Source organism: Streptomyces sp. MS191, assembly GCF_008042125.1.
Classification (GTDB): Bacteria; Actinomycetota; Actinomycetes; order Streptomycetales; family Streptomycetaceae; genus Streptomyces.
In genome coordinates this window covers 255,676-271,570 of the sequence record NZ_RDBI01000065.1, presented here as the reverse complement: position 1 = coordinate 271,570, position 15,895 = coordinate 255,676, and the positions used below count along the sequence as shown (strand labels likewise).

Genomic DNA, 15,895 nt, shown 5'->3' with positions numbered 1-15,895 from the left:
CCCCCATCCCCGCCGTCGACCCCCCCATCCCCGCCGTCGACCCGCGCCTGCTGGTCCGCCAGGAGGGCTTCAAGGGCTACTGGAGCGAGTTCTCCCGCAAGATCCGCGGCGGTGAGCTGGGCTCGCTGCCCGTCGTCCTGGGCCTGATCGTCATCGCGATCGTCTTCCAGGTGCAGAACAGCAACTTCCTGTCCGCGAGCTCCGTCGCGAACATCGCGGTGTACTCCTCCGGCCTGGGCATCATGGCCGTCGGCATCGTCTTCGTCCTCATCCTGGGCGAGATCGACCTCTCCATGGGTTCGGTCGCGGGCGTCGGCGCCGCCGTCTGGGCGGTACTCAACGTCACCAACGGCATGAACGACCTGCTCTCCGTGGTCATCGCGGTGGCCTCGGGTCTGCTCATCGGCCTGCTGCACGGCTTCTTCTTCGCCAAGATCGGCGTCCCCGCCTTCGTGGTCACCCTCGCCGGCTTCCTCGGCTGGAGCGGTCTGCAGATCTGGCTCATGGGCAAGGAGGGCTCGATCAACGCGCCCACCGGCTCGATCGTCGAGAACCTCACCGCGTACTACTTCGAGGACAAGGGCGCCGCGTACGGCCTGGCCGCCGTCGCCGTCCTCGCCTACGCCGGCTCGCTGCTGCTCGACGCCAAGCGCCGCAAGGCCGCGGCCCTGCCGTCCCGCCCCACCAGCGAGATCGTGCTCCGCACGGGCGTCGTCGCGATCCTCTGCTTCGTCGTCGCCTACGTCCTGAACGAGCCCGAGGGCGCGCGCGGCCTGCCGCTCGCCCTGGTCCTCTTCGTGGCCGTCCTGGTGATCGCCGACTTCGTCGCCCGCCGCACCCTGTTCGGCCGCAAGGTCTTCGCGGTCGGCGGCAACGCCGAGGCCGCGCGCCGCGCGGGCATCAACGTGGACCGGATCCGGATCCTCGTCTTCGGCCTGTCGGGCATGCTCGCCGCCTTCGGCGGTCTCTTCGTGGCCAGCCTCTCCGGCGGCGCCACCAAGAGCCTGGGCAGCGGCAACACCCTGATGCTGGTCATCGCCGCCGCCGTCATCGGCGGCACCAGCCTCTTCGGCGGCCGCGGCAAGGTCTGGTCCGCGCTCCTGGGCATGATCGTCATCCAGTCGATCCAGCAGGGCCTGAACATGATCGGCATGGCCAACGAGATCCAGTTCATGATCACCGGCGCGGTGCTCCTCGCCGCCGTCGTGATCGACTCGGTCTCCCGCCGCACGCAGAAGACCGCGGGACGCGCGTGACGACGAAGGGCGAACAGCCTTTCGCGTAACGAACCCCACAGTTCCCGGCGCCGCAGAACCGGCGCCGGGAACTGCCGCGTCTGGACCCGTGTAACGCCCCGTAGGCTCGGCGGTGTGTCGGCCATTCGAGTGGCGCGCACCCCGCCGCCCGATGACCGAGGTCGGGAGCGGAACATTAGACTCGACGAAATCGGCAAGCTCGACCAGCTCAAACGCAAGGAGGCACGGGTGGCTCTGCTGACCCGTATCAGGGGACCGCGCGATCTGGACCGGCTGTCCCCGGAACAGCTGGAACAGCTGGCCGAGGAGATCCGGACGTTTCTCGTGGACGCCGTCTCCAAGACCGGCGGCCACCTCGGCCCCAACCTCGGCGTGGTCGAGCTGACCATCGCCCTGCACCGCGTCTTCGACTCCCCGAAGGACAAGGTCCTCTTCGACACCGGCCACCAGAGCTACGTGCACAAGCTGCTCACCGGCCGGCAGGACTTCTCCAAGCTCAAGATGAAGGGCGGCCTCTCCGGCTACCCCTCGCAGGCGGAGTCCGAGCACGACGTCATCGAGAACTCGCACGCCTCGACCGTCCTCGGCTGGGCCGACGGCCTCGCCAAGGCCAACGAGGTCCTCAAGAAGGACGACCACGTCGTCGCGGTCATCGGCGACGGCGCGCTGACCGGCGGCATGGCCTGGGAGGCGCTGAACAACATCGCCGCGGCCAAGGACCGCCCGCTCGTCATCGTCGTCAACGACAACGAGCGCTCCTACGCCCCGACCATCGGCGGCCTCGCCAACCACCTGGCCACCCTGCGCACCACCGACGGCTACGAGCGCTTCCTCGCCCGCGGCAAGGACATCCTGGAGCGCACCCCCGTCGTCGGGAAGCCGCTCTACGAGACCCTGCACGGCGCCAAGAAGGGCCTGAAGGACTTCATCGCGCCGCAGGGCATGTTCGAGGACCTGGGCCTGAAGTACGTCGGCCCGATCGACGGCCACGACATCGAGGCCCTGGAGTCCGCCCTCACGCGCGCCAAGCGCTTCGGCGGCCCGGTCATCGTCCACTGCCTCACCGAGAAGGGCCGCGGCTACCAGCCCGCCCTCCAGGACGAGGCCGACCGCTTCCACGCCGTCGGCAAGATCCACCCCGACACCGGCCTGCCGATCGCCTCCTCCGGCGCCGACTGGACCTCGGTCTTCGGCGAGGAGATGGTCAAGCTCGGCAAGGAGCGCGCGGACATCGTCGCGATCACCGCGGCCATGCTCCAGCCGGTCGGCCTCGACAAGTTCGCCAAGGCCTTCCCCGAGCGGGTGTACGACGTCGGCATCGCCGAGCAGCACGCCGCGGTCTCCGCGGCCGGCCTGGCGACCGGCGGACTCCACCCGGTCTTCGCCGTCTACGCCACCTTCCTCAACCGCGCCTTCGACCAGGTCCTGATGGACGTGGCGCTGCACCGGTGCGGCGTCACCTTCGTCCTGGACCGGGCCGGTGTCACCGGTACGGACGGCGCCTCCCACAACGGCATGTGGGACATGTCGATCCTCCAGGTCGTCCCCGGCCTGCGGCTCGCCGCCCCGCGCGACGCCGACCAGGTGCGCGCCCAGCTGCGCGAGGCCGTCGAGGTCACCGACGCCCCGACCGTCGTCCGCTTCTCCAAGGGCGCCGTCGGCCCCGCCGTACCGGCCCTGCGCCGGGTCGGCGGGATGGACGTGCTCCGTGAGCCCGGCAGCGACGTGCCCGACGTCCTGCTCGTGTCGGTCGGCGCGCTCGCGCCGATGTGCCTGGAGATCGCCGATCTCCTCGACAAGCAGGGCATCACCACCACCGTCGTCGACCCCCGCTGGGTCAAGCCGGTCGACGAGGCCATGGCGCCGCTCGCCGAGCAGCACCGGGTCGTCGTCACCGTCGAGGACAACAGCCGGGTCGGCGGTGTCGGCTCCGCCGTCGCCCAGGCCCTGCGCGACGCCGGCGTCGACGTGCCGCTGCGCGACTTCGGCATCCCGCCGCGCTTCCTCGACCACGCCTCCCGCAAGGAGGTCATGGCGGAGATCGGCCTGACGGCGCCGGACATCGCCCGCCAGGTCACCGGTCTGGTCTCGCGACTGGACGGGCGCTACGAGGACAGCAGCCAGGCCGTGGAGCCCGCGCGCGACTGACCGCCCGCGACACACCGTCACCATTGGGCCGGTCGGACCACTCCCCGGAGGGTTCGACCGGCCCATTCGTGTGAATCCCGTTCCCTCGGCGCGCGCCGCACCCCGACCCTCTCGATCATGGGTGCTGGGACCGACCGCACGGAGGTACGACGGTGAGTACGGACCAGCAGCCAAGCAGGTCGTCAGGAATGTTCCGGACCAAGACGGTCGAACAGTCGATCCGGGACACCGAGGAGCCCGAGCACGCGCTGAAGAAATCGCTGTCCGCCTGGGACCTGATGGTCTTCGGCGTCGGCGTCATCATCGGCACCGGCATCTTCGTGCTCACCGGCAAGGTGGCCAAGGAGAACGCCGGCCCGGCCACCGCGCTGGCCTTCGTCGCGGCCGGCATCGTCTGCGCCCTGGCGGCCCTCTGCTACGCCGAGTTCGCCTCGACGGTCCCGGTGGCCGGCTCGGCCTACACCTTCGCCTACGCGTCCATCGGCGAACTCCCGGCCTGGATCATCGGCTGGGACCTCGTCCTGGAGTTCGCGCTCGGCACCGCCGTCGTCGCCGTCGGCTGGTCCGGGTACGTGCGCTCCCTGATGGACAACGTGGACTGGCACATGCCGGCCGCGCTGTCAGGGCCGGACGTCCCCGGCGGCACCTTCGACCTCCTGGCGTTCCTGCTGGTCCTGGTGCTGACCGTGGTCCTCGTCCTGGGCATGAAGCTCTCCGCCAACATCACCGCGGTCGTCGTGGCGATCAAGGTCACGGTCGTCATGATCGTGATCATCGCGGGTCTCTTCTTCATCGTGGGCGACAACTACGACCCCTTCATCCCCGACGCGATCGCCCCGCCCGAGGGCACCTCCGGCTGGGACTCCCCGATGGTCCAGCTGATCTTCGGGTACGAGCCGACCAACTTCGGCGTCATGGGCATCTTCACCGCCGCCTCCGTCGTCTTCTTCGCCTTCATCGGCTTCGACGTCGTGGCCACCGCGGCCGAGGAGACCAAGCTCCCGCAGCGCGACATGCCCCGCGGCATCCTCGGCTCGCTGCTCATCTGCACCATCCTCTACGTCGCCGTCGCCCTGGTCGTGACCGGCATGCAGCACTACACCGAACTGTCGGTCAGCGCCCCGCTCGCGGACGCCTTCAAGGCCGCCGGCCACCCCTTCTACGCCGGTGTCATCAGCTTCGGCGCGGCCGTCGGCCTCACCACCGTCTGCCTCATCCTGCTGCTGGGCCAGACCCGGGTGTTCTTCGCGATGAGCCGCGACGGTCTGCTGCCGCGCTTCTTCTCGGTGACCCACCCGCGCTTCAAGACGCCCTACCGGCCGACGATCCTGCTCGGCGTGGTCATCGCCATCGTGGCGGGCTTCACCAGCATCAACGAGCTCGCGACCCTGGTGAACATCGGCACGCTCTTCGCGTTCGTCGTCGTCGCCGTCGGCGTGATGGTCCTGCGCCGCACCCGCCCGGACCTGCACCGCGCCTTCCGCACCCCGTGGGTCCCGGTGCTGCCGATCCTGTCGATCGCGGCCTCGTTCTGGCTGATGCTCAACCTGCCCGGCGAGACCTGGTTCCGGTTCGCCGTCTGGATGGTCATCGGCTTCATCGTCTACTTCCTCTACGGACGCAAGCACAGCCGACTCGGCAACGCGGGCCAGGACGCCCTGTACTAGGGCGACCCCTCCCAGGACCCACGACCACCGTCCCGGGCCCGCAGAAGCCCGCACAGGGCCTTCTGAGCGGGCATCACGGGGCGGTGGTCCAGTCCTCTCGCACGGCGCGCGGGCCCACGCACCGCGCGCCGTGCCCGTTCACCCGGCTCCGCAGCTCGCGGTCGGCCGTGACGACCACGCACCGCCGGCCCGCCGCCTCGCGGGCCAGCTCCACGATCAGGTCGTCGCCGCTCCCGTCCGCCGCCGCGACCCGCACCTCCGCGGAGGGCTCCACGCCCCGCGCCCGGCCCTCCACGACCAGCACCACGTCGAGCGGCCCCGGCTCCTCCCGGATCCCCCGCCGGGCCACCTCCGCCAGCCGGTCCCGCAGCCGCTCGGCCGCACCCCGCCGGTCCCGCCACCAGCCGTCCGGCACGGAACCGACGACGTTGGCGCCGTCCACGATCAGTACAGGTCGGAGATGTTGCGGCATGTCCCCTGTCATGTCCCCTGCCCTTGCGATCTTGCGGCCTCCCGGCAGACGGTGAGATGCGTCCCAGTGCTATTGTCGCCGCGATTTCAAGGTGTCAGGGAAGGTGGTCGCAGACCATGGCCGTGTGGTCCGCGCGCAGGTCGCAGAGCCGTAAGTCCGCTTCGGACGGTCAGGCCTCGGTGCCGAGCTCGCTCACGGGAGCCCAGCCGCAGAAACTCACGCCCTCGGTACCGATGAAGGATCCCGTCCCCCCCACCGCCGACTGGCTGGTGCGCGGCAAGGACGGCCGCCTCACCGCGTACGCCCCCGTCGACGGCGGCGTGCTGCGCTGGACCGAGAAGAACGTCGGCGGGCCCGAGTGGAGCGGCCCCGAGCTGCTCCCCGCGCCGGGCCTCGTGCCGCACCTGTCGATCGTGCAGAGTCCGGAGGGCTACGTCTTCCTCACCGGCCTGCGCCGGCTGCCCGGCGGGGGCGACCACGTGGACGCCTCGATCGTGTACGCCGTGCAGTACCAGACGGGCCGGCCGCTGCGGGACTGGCACTCGCTCAACAGCCCCTACACCTCCAAGGACAACCGGCACCTCGCCGCCGAACTCGGCCTGCCGTCCGCGCTGGTCGACCCGGAAGGGTCGATGCACATGTTCGTCCGCAACGCCGGACGCGGGGTCAGCGGCCGCAGCCAGGAGACGACCGGGCGCTGGAAGGGCTGGGGCGACATCAAGGGCAGCGGGGTGTCCGGCACGGTGGCCGTGACCGTGAACGACGCCGGCCTGGCCGAGGTCTCCGCGCCGTGCGCGGACCACGTGCTGCGCTGGAGCCAGAAGGAGCCGGGCTGGCGGATGCCGCGCGCCGACGAGCTGACCGAGGTGTCGGTCGCCGACGGTACGTTCACGGCGACCCGCACCGGACGCGAGACGGTCACCCGCTTCTGGCGCGACGCTGGCACCGGTGAGGTCGTCGCCTGGCGCCCCGGCGACCGGCCGCGTCCGCTGGGCGGCGGGTCCGGCACCGGCCCGGTCGCCCTGCTGCGCACCCCGGTCGACGGGGTGGACTGCACGCTGCTGGCCCAGCGCGACGCCTCGGGCCGGCCCGCGCTCGCGGCGTACCCGACCGAGACCGAGGAGGCGGGCCTGGAGTGGTTGCCGACCGGTGAGGTCTGCGCCGGCGCCCCGGCGATGGCCCTGGACGGACTCGGCCGGGTGGTCCTGGCGGCGATCGGCGAGGACGGCGCGCTGCGTGTCACGCGCCAGAAGGAGGAGTCGGGCCTGGCGATGGAGACCTGGACCCGCGTCTGAGCCCGCCGCGCACCGCGCATCTCCCCGACGGCACCGGCCCGGGACCCCGCGAGGGTCCCGGGCCGTCCGCGTGCGCGTCCCCGCCCGGCGTTCGGGCGGGCCCCCGGGACGCGTCACGGCCGGCCCCGGACGCGGGACGGCCCCGGCACCACGAAGGGTGCCGGGGCCGTCCGCCGCCTGTCCAGGGTCCGTTACGCCTGGACCGGGACGCTCGCGACGCCGGGGGCGAGGAACGGCTTGCCGTTCACCCGCTCGGAGACGCCCTCGCGGTCCAGGTACGGCGTGATGCCGCCCAGGTGGAAGGGCCAGCCCGCGCCCGTGATGAGGCAGAGGTCGATGTCCTGCGCCTCGGCGACGACACCCTCCTCCAGCATCAGGCCGATCTCCTGCGCCACCGCGTCCAGGACGCGGTCGCGGACCTGCTCCTCCGTCAGGACGCTGTCGCCCTGCTTGAGGAGGGCGGCGACCTCGGGGTCCAGCTCCGGGCGGCCGGAGTCGTAGACGTAGAAGCCGCGCTTGCCGGCCTTGACCACCGCGGCCAGGTTCTCGGAGACGGTGAAGCGCTCCGGGAAGGCGCGGTTCAGGGTCTCGGAGACGTGCAGGCCGATCGCCGGGCCGACGAGCTCCAGCAGGACCAGCGGGGACATCGGCAGACCGAGCGGCTCGATGGCCTTCTCGGCCGTCTCGACCGGGGTGCCCTCGTCGATGACGTTCTGGATCTCGCCCATGAAGCGGGTCAGGATGCGGTTCACGACGAACGCCGGGGCGTCCTTGGTGAGGACCGCGGTCTTCTTCAGCTTCCTGGCGACACCGAACGCGGTGGCCAGCGAGGCGTCGTCCGTCTTCTCGCCGCGCACGATCTCCAGGAGCGGGAGGATCGCGACCGGGTTGAAGAAGTGGAAGCCGACCACGCGCTCCGGGTTCCGGAGCTTCGAGGCCATCTCCGAGACGGACAGCGAGGAGGTGTTGGTGGCGAGGATCGCGTGCGCCGGGGCGACGGCCTCGACCTCCGCGAACACCTGCTGCTTGACGCCCATCTCCTCGAACACGGCCTCGATGATGAAGTCCGCGTCCGCGAAGCCCTCGGCCTTGTCCAGGACACCGGAGACCAGGCCCTTGAGGCGGTTGGCCTTGTCCTGGTTGATCCGGCCCTTGCCGAGCAGCTTGTCGATCTCGGCCCGGACGTAGCCCACACCCTTGTCGACGCGCTCCTGGTCGATGTCGGTCAGGACGACCGGCACCTCCAGGCGGCGCAGGAAGAGCAGGGCCAGCTGGGAGGCCATCAGACCGGCGCCGACGACGCCGACCTTGGTGACCGGGCGGGCCAGGGACTTGTCCGGGGCGCCGGCCGGGCGCTTGGCGCGCTTCTGCACCAGGTTGAAGGCGTAGATGCCGGAGCGCAGCTCGCCGCCCATGATGAGGTCGGCCAGGGCCGTGTCCTCGGCGTCGAAGCCCTTCTGCAGGTCGCCGTCCTTGGCCGCCTCGATGATGTCGAGGGCGCGGTAGGCGGCCGGGGCCGCACCGTGCACCTTGGCGTCGGCGATGGCCCGGCCGCGCGCGACGGCCTGGTCCCAGCCCGCGCCGCGGTCGATCTCGGGACGCTCGACGGTCACCGTGCCGTTGAGGACGGAGGCCGTCCAGATCAGCGACTGCTCCAGGAAGTCCGCGCCCTCGAAGAGCGCGTCGGCGATACCGAGCTCGAAGACCTGCTTGCCCTTGAGCTGGCGGTTCTGGTTCAGCGAGTTCTCGATGATGACCGAGACGGCCTTGTCGGCACCGATCAGGTTCGGCAGGATCGCGCAGCCGCCCCAGCCGGGGACCAGACCGAGGAAGACCTCGGGCAGGGAGAAGGCCGGGAGGGCCTTCGAGACGGTGCGGTAGGTGCAGTGCAGACCGACCTCGACACCGCCGCCCATCGCCGCGCCGTTGTAGTACGCGAAGGTCGGCACGGCGAGCGACGAGAGCCGCTTGAAGACGTCGTGGCCGCCCTTGCCGATGGCGAGCGCGTCGGAGTGCCGGCCCAGCAGCTCGACACCCTTGAGGTCGGCGCCGACCGCGAAGATGAACGGCTTGCCGGTGATGCCGACGCCGACGATCGCGCCCTCGGCCGCCTCCTTCTCGACCTGGTCGACGGCGGCGTTGAGGTTCGCCAGCGACTGGGGGCCGAAGGTGGTCGGCTTGGTGTGGTCGAAGCCGTTGTCCAGCGTGATCAGCGCGAACCGGCCCGCGCCCGCGGGAAGTTCGAAGTGCCGTACGTGGGCGCTCGTGACGACCTCGTCCGGGAAGAGCTCCGCGGCGCCCTTCAGAAGCTCGGCGGTGGTGCTCACTTGCCCTCCCAGTGGGGGTTTTCCCAGATGACCGTGGCGCCCATGCCGAAGCCGACGCACATCGTGTTGAGGCCGTACCGGACCTGCGGGTTCTCCTCGAACTGGCGGGCCAGCTGCGTCATCAGGCGGACGCCGGAGGAGGCGAGCGGGTGACCGTAGGCGATCGCGCCGCCGTACTGGTTCACGCGGGCGTCGTCGTCGGCGATGCCGTAGTGCTCGAGGAACGCCAGGACCTGGACCGCGAAGGCCTCGTTGACCTCGAAGAGGCCGATGTCCTCGATGGACAGGCCGGCCTGGGCGAGGGCCTTCTCGGTGGCCGGGATCGGGCCGTAGCCCATGACCTCCGGCTCGACGCCGGCGAAGGCGTAGGAGACGAGGCGCATCTTGACCGGGAGGTTGTTCTCGCGGGCGAAGTCCTCGGAGGCGATGATCGAGGCGGTGGCGCCGTCGTTGAGACCGGCCGCGTTGCCCGCGGTGACGTTGCCGTGGACGCGGAACGGCGTCTTCAGGTTCGCCAGCGACTCCAGGGTGGTGCCCGGGCGCATCGGCTCGTCGGCGGTGACCAGGCCCCAGCCGGTCTCGCCGGCCTCGGCGTTGGTACGGCGCACCGAGATCGGCACCAGGTCCTGCTGGATCTTGCCGTCGGCGTACGCCTTCGCGGCCTTCTCCTGCGAGCGCACGGCGTACTCGTCGGCGCGCTGCTTGGTGATGCTCGGGTAGCGGTCGTGCAGGTTCTCGGCGGTCATGCCCATGAACAGGGCGGACTCGTCGACGAGCTTCTCCGACACGAAGCGCGGGTTCGGGTCGACGCCCTCGCCCATCGGGTGGCGGCCCATGTGCTCGACGCCACCGGCGATCACGGCGTCGTAGGCGCCGAAGGCGATCGAACCGGCGACCGAGGTGACGGCGGTCAGCGCGCCGGCGCACATGCGGTCGATGGAGTAGCCCGGGACGGACTGGGGCAGACCGGCGAGGATGCCCGCGGTACGGCCGAGCGTCAGACCCTGGTCACCGATCTGCGTGGTCGCGGCGATGGCGACCTCGTCGATCTTCGCCGGGTCGAGGCCGGGGTTGCGGCGCAGCAGCTCCCGGATGGCCTTCACGACGAGATCGTCGGCGCGGGTCTCGTGGTAGATGCCCTTCGGGCCCGCCTTGCCGAACGGGGTGCGGACGCCGTCGACGAAGACGACGTCCCTGACGGTACGAGGCACGATGGCTCTCCTCCAGGGTGCGGGATGGCACTGCTGCGGCACGCGACTAAGCGCGCGCTTGCTGACCCCATGCTACTTGCGGGTAACCAGACTGCCCAGTCCTTGGGGCCGGAGCGGCGAAGGTCACACCGCCGACCGGTGAGCGGCGGGCCCGGCGGGGGCCGCGGCCCGGCCGTCCACCGTGGCCGCGAGGGGGCCCGAGAGCCGCACGACGTCGCGGACGAAGGCGAGCCGGCCGACGCCCAGGGCGCGCAGCGCCGGGCCGTGGTCGTGCGCCACCACCACCAGCGCCGCCGCCGCGAGCAGGACGCGCCAGCCGGCCGTCACCGCGCGCCGCCCGGCCGGGGGCAGGCCGGCGAAGCCCTCGCGCAGCCGGCGGCAGTGGAACGGCACGTGCCGCTCCTCGTCGCCCAGGATCCGCCCCGCGACCTCGGAGACCAGGGGGTCGGCGCAGCCGTCGCGCAGGGCGCGGTAGTAACGCAGGGCCACCACCTCGGCCACCATCAGCACCAGCAGCTCGGTGCGGAGCCCCAGCAGCCGCCGCAGCCGGACGAAGGCGGCGTCGCTCCAGTGGCCGGACAGTGTGGCGGCCCCGCCCGCCGCGAGCAGCAGCTTCAGTATCCGCGCGTGGTTCTGCTCCTCGGCGACGAAGAAACCGACCGCCTCCGTGTAGCCGGCGTCGCCGGCCCGCCGCGCCTTGGCCCTGAGCTCCGCCCCGTCACCGTCCTCGCCGACCTGGAAGCGCTGGACGCTGCGGATCAGCGCGGGCGTCAGCAGGGCGCCCCGCTCCCAGTCCGGGTCGCCGAGCGCGGCGCGGCGCTCCCGCTCGGCGGTGAAGTCGTCGATCCAGTCCGCGTAGCCATTTTTGATCATGTTCAAGACCCTAGGGGGTTTTGAGCGCGTTCAAAGGTGACTCGCCCCCGCGGTGACAGAACCGGGACATGACGGAGCCCCCGGCCGCGCGAGGGCGGGCGGGGGCTCGGGAACGGCACTCCGGCGGATGGTCCGGAGGTCCGGCCGTGTCCGGAGGTCCGGCCGTGTCCGGAGGCGCGGACCGGGTCAGGCGGTGGACACGGCCAGGGCCGCGGCCAGCAGCGGGCTGACGAGTCCGACCTGCCAGGGGCGCGCGCCGTACCCGGCGAGGGCGGCCCCCACCGTGTCCGGGCTCACCACGGCCGGCGGCTCCCAGCACACCCGGCGCACCGTGTCCGGCGTGATCAGGTTCTCCTGCGGGAGGTTCAGCTCCTCGGCGAGGGCCGAGATCGCGGCCCGCGCGGCCGACAGGCGCGCCGCGGCCGCCGGGTCCTTGTCCGCCCAGGCACGCGGCGGGGGCGGGCCCGCGACCTGCTGGCCGGGCTGTGGCAGCTCGTTGTCGGGAAGCGCCTTCGCGCGGTCCACGGCCGCCTGCCACTGCTCCAGCTGGCGGCGGCCCATGCGGTGACCGAATCCGGGCAGCGCGGTGAGCGCGGCGACGTTCGCCGGTACGGCCAGCGCGGCCTCGACGATCGCGGCGTCGCTGAGCACCTTGCCCGGTGACACGTCGCGGCGCTGCGCGACCTTGTCCCGCGCGGTCCACAGCTCGCGCACCACCGCCATCTGGCGACGGCGCCGCACCTTGTGCATCCCCGACGTCCGCCGCCACGGGTCCTTGCGCGGCGGCGCGGGCGGGGCCGAGGCGATCGCGTCGAACTCCTGGCGGGCCCACTCCAGCTTGCCCTGCTGGTCGAGCTCCTTCTCCAGTGCGTCCCGCAGGTCGACGAGGAGCTCGACGTCCAGCGCGGCGTACCGGAGCCAGGGCTCGGGCAGCGGGCGGGTGGACCAGTCCACCGCGGAGTGGCCCTTCTCCAGGGCGAAGCCGAGGACGGTCTCGACCATGGCGCCCAGTCCGACCCGCGGGAAGCCGGCGAGGCGGCCGGCGAGCTCGGTGTCGAACAGCCGGGCCGGTGCCATACCTATTTCGCGCAGGCAGGGCAGGTCCTGGGTCGCGGCGTGCAGGATCCACTCGGTTCCGGCGAGCGCCTGGTCCAGTGCCGACAGGTCGGGGCAGCCCACGGGGTCGATGAGCGCGGTGCCCGCGCCCTCGCGGCGCAGCTGGACGAGGTAGGCGCGCTGGCCGTAGCGGTAGCCGGAGGCGCGCTCGGCGTCGACCGCGACCGGTCCGCTCCCGGCGGCGAACGCGGCGATCACCTCGGCGAGCGCCTCCTCCGTCGCGACGACGGGCGGAATGCCCTCGCGGGGCTCCAGCAAGGGGATCGGCAGCCCGTTCGCAGGGACGTCGTCGTCCGGGGGGGCGCCCCCGGTGGTTCGCAGTGCTGTGTCTGCTGCGGTCTCTTGGGCGTCGGTCACGTGTCAAGGGTATCTGTGAACGGCAAGCGCCTGTCGACGGAACGTTCCGTCGACAGGCGCCGATCTTTCGTCAATCGTTCGAGCCGGAGCCGATGCCCGGACGGATGCCCTGGAACCGACCGGTCCCGGGGCGGTCGTGCGGGCCGGTCAGTGGATGATCCCGGTGCGCAGGGCCACCGCGACCATGCCGGCACGGTCGCCGGTGCCCAGCTTGCGGGCGATGCGGGCGAGGTGGCTCTTCACCGTGAGGGCGGACAGGCCCATCGAGACGCCGATGGCCTTGTTCGACTGGCCCTCGGCCACCAGCCGGAGCACTTCGACCTCGCGGCCGGAGAGCTCGCGGTAGCCGCCCGGGTGGCTCSGAGCACCCGGGGGGCGGCGGTGGCCGAGGGCCAGTCGAACAAGGCCATCGGCGTCTCGATGGGCCTGTCCGCCCTCACGGTGAAGAGCCACCTCGCCCGCATCGCCCGCAAGCTGGGCACCGGCGACCGTGCCGGCATGGTCGCGGTGGCCCTGCGCACCGGGATCATCCACTGACCGGCCCGCACGACCGAACGTTCCGTCGACAGGCGCTTGCCGTTCACAGATACCCTTGACACGTGACCGACGCCCAAGAGACCGCAGCAGACACAGCACTGCGAACCACCGGGGGCGCCCCCCCGGACGACGACGTCCCTGCGAACGGGCTGCCGATCCCCTTGCTGGAGCCCCGCGAGGGCGTTGCGCACGGCGCCGATGTCATCGGCCGCGGAGAGGGCCAGCCCGTTGGGCCAGCCCGCGGCGCGGGTCTCGGACAGCAGGGTGAGGCCGCTGCCGTCGGGGAGGTGGACGTCGGCCACGCAGATGTCGCGTGGGCTGCCGACGCGGGGACGCGCCTCGGCGATGGACGACGCCTCGATGACGTCGCGTACGCCGAGGGCCCACAGGTGGCGGGTGACGGTGGAGCGAACGCGCGGGTCGGCCACGACGACCATGGCGGTCGGCTTGTTCGGACGGTAGGCCAGGCTTGCGGGCTGCTCGAGGAGAACGGACACACGGCCTCCTGGGGAGTGCGGGACGGAGCCGGCTCGGGGAAGAAGCCGGGGGCGAACCCGTGCGGTGAAGGGGTCATTGACCTCTTCGGCAACTCGGGCGCCCGCCTTTAGAGAAAGATCACGATTTGGTGAGTAATAATTCGGTGCAATTCGGACGCGCGATCGATCATCTGACGAGTAGTCCTCCGTCCGGGTGAATCCCCGGGCGCGCCGGGTGCTCCCCGGCACCCGCCTCAGGGCTGCTGAGGGCCCCTGCGCTGGGGCAGCGAGACGACTCCCGCGCCCGAGGTGGTGCCCGCGCCCGGATCGGCCGGGGACGGGGGCAGGCCGGCGATCTGGCAGAGCAGATCGCACCAGGCCGCCAGATGCGCACCCGAGTCGGGCACCCCCGAGGCGTCCTCCCGCGGCGTCCACGAGGCCCTGATCTCGATCTGGGTGGCCGGCCTGCGGTCCGCGAGCCCGCCGAAGTAGTGCGAGCCCGCCATCGTGACGGTGCCGCTCGCCTCGCCGTACGCGAGCCCGCGCGCCTGGAGCGCGCCGGTCAGCCAGGACCAGCACACGTCCGGCAGCAGAGGATCGGCCGCCATCTCCGGCTCCAGCTCCGCCCGGACCAGCGTCACCAGACGGAACGTTCCCTTCCAGGTGTCGTGGCCGGCCGGGTCGTGCAGCAGGACGAGCCGGCCGTCGGCCAGGTCCTCCTCGCCGTCGACGACCGTCGCCTCCAGTGCGTACGCGTACGGGGCGAGCCGCTGCGGCGGCCGGGTCGGGTCGATCTCGATCTCCGGCCGCAACCTGGCCCCACGCACCGCCTCGACCGCTCGCCGGAACGCGGCCGGAACCGCCTCGGCCTCCGCTTGACCGGCCGTGTCGCCCGCCTGTTCGTCGCCGTCGGAATGATCGGAAAGGTGTCCCTGAGCCGCAGCCATGCGGGGAAGACTAGGCGGAACGGGCCCCTCGCGCAGGGAGGGACACCCGGCCCGGGGGAGCGGCTTCGCGCACATGCGAAGATTCTGGGCGTGAGTGCCAACGACCGCCCTTCGGGCCAGCAGACGCAGCAGCAGTCGCAGACGTACGACTCCCCGTTCATGAAGGCCTGCCGCCGCGAGGCGGTGCCCCACACGCCGGTCTGGTTCATGCGGCAGGCGGGGCGCTCGCTGCCCGAGTACCTGAAGGTCCGCGAGGGCATCCCGATGCTCGAGTCCTGCATGCGGCCCGAGCTGGTCACCGAGATCACTCTGCAGCCCGTGCGGCGCCACAAGGTCGACGCGGCGATCTACTTCAGCGACATCGTCGTCCCGCTCAAGGCCATCGGCCTCGACCTCGACATCAAGCCGGGCGTCGGACCCGTCGTCGCCGACCCCATCCGCACCCGCGCCGACCTGGCACGGCTGCGCGACCTGACCCCCGAGGACGTCCACTACGTCACCGAGGCCATCGGGATGCTCACCGCCGAGCTGGGCTCCACCCCGCTCATCGGCTTCGCGGGCGCGCCTTTCACTCTCGCGAGCTACCTCGTGGAGGGCGGACCGTCGCGCAACCACGAGCACACCAAGGCGCTCATGTACGGCGACCCGCAGCTGTGGGCCGACCTGCTCGACCGCCTCGCCGAGATCACCTCGGCCTTCCTCAAGGTCCAGATCGAGGCCGGCGCCTCCGCCGTCCAGCTCTTCGACTCCTGGGTGGGCGCCCTGGCCCCCGCCGACTACCGCCGCTCGGTGATGCCCGCCTCCGTCAAGGTCTTCGACGCGGTCGCCTCCTACGGTGTGCCGCGCATCCACTTCGGCGTCGGCACCGGCGAGCTCCTCGGACTCATGGGCGAGGCGGGCGCGGACGTCGTGGGCGTCGACTGGCGCGTCCCGCTGGACGAGGCCGCCCGCCGCGTCGGCCCCGGCAAGGCGCTCCAGGGCAACCTGGACCCGGCCGTGCTGTTCTCCTCGCGCGAGGCCGTCGAGACCAAGACGGACGAGGTCCTCGACGCCGCGAAGGACCTGGAGGGGCACATCTTCAACCTGGGCCACGGCGTCCTGCCGTCCATGGACCCGGACGCCCTGACGCGACTGGTGGAGTACGTCCACACCCGCACCGCCGTCTGAGACCGGACGGACCGCGCCCCCGCCCGCGACCGGGCGGGGGCGCGGC

Annotated in this window: 12 protein-coding genes and 2 pseudogenes; 6 read left to right on the top strand and 8 right to left on the bottom strand. The window is 71.8% G+C overall.

Annotated elements, in window-relative coordinates:
• Positions 1 to 5: 5 nt before the first annotated feature.
• From EAO71_RS28095 to EAO71_RS28085, 3 genes are all read left to right on the top strand, one after another.
• On the top strand, positions 6 to 1,256 hold the full coding sequence (locus EAO71_RS28095) for a sugar ABC transporter permease (RefSeq protein ID WP_147980696.1): 1,251 nt from the start codon (positions 6 to 8) through the stop codon (positions 1,254 to 1,256).
• A gap of 228 nt (positions 1,257 to 1,484) precedes the next feature.
• Positions 1,485 to 3,404, top strand: a complete 1,920-nt coding sequence (dxs, locus tag EAO71_RS28090; RefSeq protein ID WP_147980616.1) for a 1-deoxy-D-xylulose-5-phosphate synthase — start codon at positions 1,485 to 1,487, stop codon at positions 3,402 to 3,404.
• 188 nt (positions 3,405 to 3,592) lie between these two features.
• Positions 3,593 to 5,071, top strand: coding sequence for an amino acid permease (locus EAO71_RS28085; protein WP_147980615.1), 1,479 nt, complete (start codon positions 3,593 to 3,595; stop codon positions 5,069 to 5,071).
• Positions 5,072 to 5,144: 73 nt separating this feature from the next.
• Here EAO71_RS28085 and EAO71_RS28080 read toward each other — a convergent pair whose 3' ends face one another.
• Positions 5,145 to 5,543: a PIN domain-containing protein gene (locus EAO71_RS28080; protein WP_147980614.1), complete on the bottom strand. Its 399-nt coding sequence runs from the start codon at positions 5,541 to 5,543 to the stop codon at positions 5,145 to 5,147.
• A gap of 233 nt (positions 5,544 to 5,776) precedes the next feature.
• On the opposite strand from EAO71_RS28080, the gene EAO71_RS28075 reads away from it, so the two are divergent.
• A complete protein-coding gene (locus tag EAO71_RS28075) occupies positions 5,777 to 6,838 on the top strand; it encodes a PLL family lectin (RefSeq protein ID WP_147980613.1) in 1,062 nt (353 codons plus the stop codon).
• A 191-nt stretch (positions 6,839 to 7,029) separates the two neighbouring features.
• Here EAO71_RS28075 and EAO71_RS28070 read toward each other — a convergent pair whose 3' ends face one another.
• The 5 genes and pseudogenes from EAO71_RS28070 to EAO71_RS28050 all read right to left on the bottom strand — a co-directional run.
• Positions 7,030 to 9,165, bottom strand: a complete 2,136-nt coding sequence (locus EAO71_RS28070) for a 3-hydroxyacyl-CoA dehydrogenase NAD-binding domain-containing protein (protein ID WP_147980612.1) — start codon at positions 9,163 to 9,165, stop codon at positions 7,030 to 7,032.
• Entirely contained in the window at positions 9,162 to 10,376 is a 1,215-nt protein-coding gene (locus EAO71_RS28065) for a thiolase family protein (protein WP_147980611.1), read from the bottom strand. The genes EAO71_RS28070 and EAO71_RS28065 overlap by 4 nt, the downstream gene beginning before the upstream one ends.
• A gap of 123 nt (positions 10,377 to 10,499) precedes the next feature.
• Positions 10,500 to 11,249 (bottom strand): ferritin-like domain-containing protein, encoded by a 750-nt coding sequence (locus EAO71_RS28060; RefSeq protein WP_147980610.1) that lies wholly within the window; start codon positions 11,247 to 11,249, stop codon positions 10,500 to 10,502.
• A 186-nt stretch (positions 11,250 to 11,435) separates the two neighbouring features.
• Positions 11,436 to 12,722 carry a ribonuclease D gene (locus EAO71_RS28055; protein ID WP_147980609.1) on the bottom strand — a complete coding sequence of 429 codons (1,287 nt, stop codon included), beginning with the start codon at positions 12,720 to 12,722 and terminating at the stop codon, positions 11,436 to 11,438.
• A 147-nt stretch (positions 12,723 to 12,869) separates the two neighbouring features.
• A pseudogene (locus EAO71_RS28050) lies at positions 12,870 to 13,106 on the bottom strand (response regulator transcription factor); the annotation flags it as partial.
• Positions 13,107 to 13,142: 36 nt separating this feature from the next.
• Here EAO71_RS28050 and EAO71_RS28045 point away from each other — a divergent pair.
• Positions 13,143 to 13,259 (top strand): LuxR C-terminal-related transcriptional regulator, encoded by a 117-nt coding sequence (locus EAO71_RS28045; RefSeq protein WP_410094051.1) that lies wholly within the window; start codon positions 13,143 to 13,145, stop codon positions 13,257 to 13,259.
• Between the two features lie 158 nt (positions 13,260 to 13,417).
• On the opposite strand, the pseudogene EAO71_RS28040 reads toward EAO71_RS28045, so the two are convergent.
• Both EAO71_RS28040 and EAO71_RS28035 read right to left on the bottom strand, forming a co-directional pair.
• Positions 13,418 to 13,756, bottom strand: a pseudogene (locus tag EAO71_RS28040) (response regulator); the annotation flags it as partial.
• Positions 13,757 to 13,989: 233 nt separating this feature from the next.
• Positions 13,990 to 14,682 (bottom strand): DUF3000 domain-containing protein, encoded by a 693-nt coding sequence (locus tag EAO71_RS28035; RefSeq protein ID WP_147980608.1) that lies wholly within the window; start codon positions 14,680 to 14,682, stop codon positions 13,990 to 13,992.
• A gap of 90 nt (positions 14,683 to 14,772) precedes the next feature.
• Here EAO71_RS28035 and hemE point away from each other — a divergent pair, with 90 nt between their 5' ends.
• On the top strand, positions 14,773 to 15,849 hold the full coding sequence (gene hemE / locus EAO71_RS28030) for a uroporphyrinogen decarboxylase (protein ID WP_147980607.1): 1,077 nt from the start codon (positions 14,773 to 14,775) through the stop codon (positions 15,847 to 15,849).
• Positions 15,850 to 15,895 lie beyond the last annotated feature (46 nt).

Excerpts from the sequence above, each read along its gene's own strand:
- EAO71_RS28080 (WP_147980614.1), bottom strand. The coding sequence starts at position 5,543 with ATGCCGCAACATCTCCGACCTGTACTGATCGTGGACGGCGCCAACGTC.
- EAO71_RS28035 (WP_147980608.1), bottom strand. The coding sequence starts at position 14,682 with ATGGCTGCGGCTCAGGGACACCTTTCCGATCATTCCGACGGCGACGAA.
- EAO71_RS28045 (WP_410094051.1), top strand. The coding sequence starts at position 13,143 with ATGGGCCTGTCCGCCCTCACGGTGAAGAGCCACCTCGCCCGCATCGCC.
- EAO71_RS28075 (WP_147980613.1), top strand. The coding sequence starts at position 5,777 with ATGAAGGATCCCGTCCCCCCCACCGCCGACTGGCTGGTGCGCGGCAAG.
- EAO71_RS28085 (WP_147980615.1), top strand. The coding sequence starts at position 3,593 with ATGTTCCGGACCAAGACGGTCGAACAGTCGATCCGGGACACCGAGGAG.
- EAO71_RS28060 (WP_147980610.1), bottom strand. The coding sequence starts at position 11,249 with ATGATCAAAAATGGCTACGCGGACTGGATCGACGACTTCACCGCCGAG.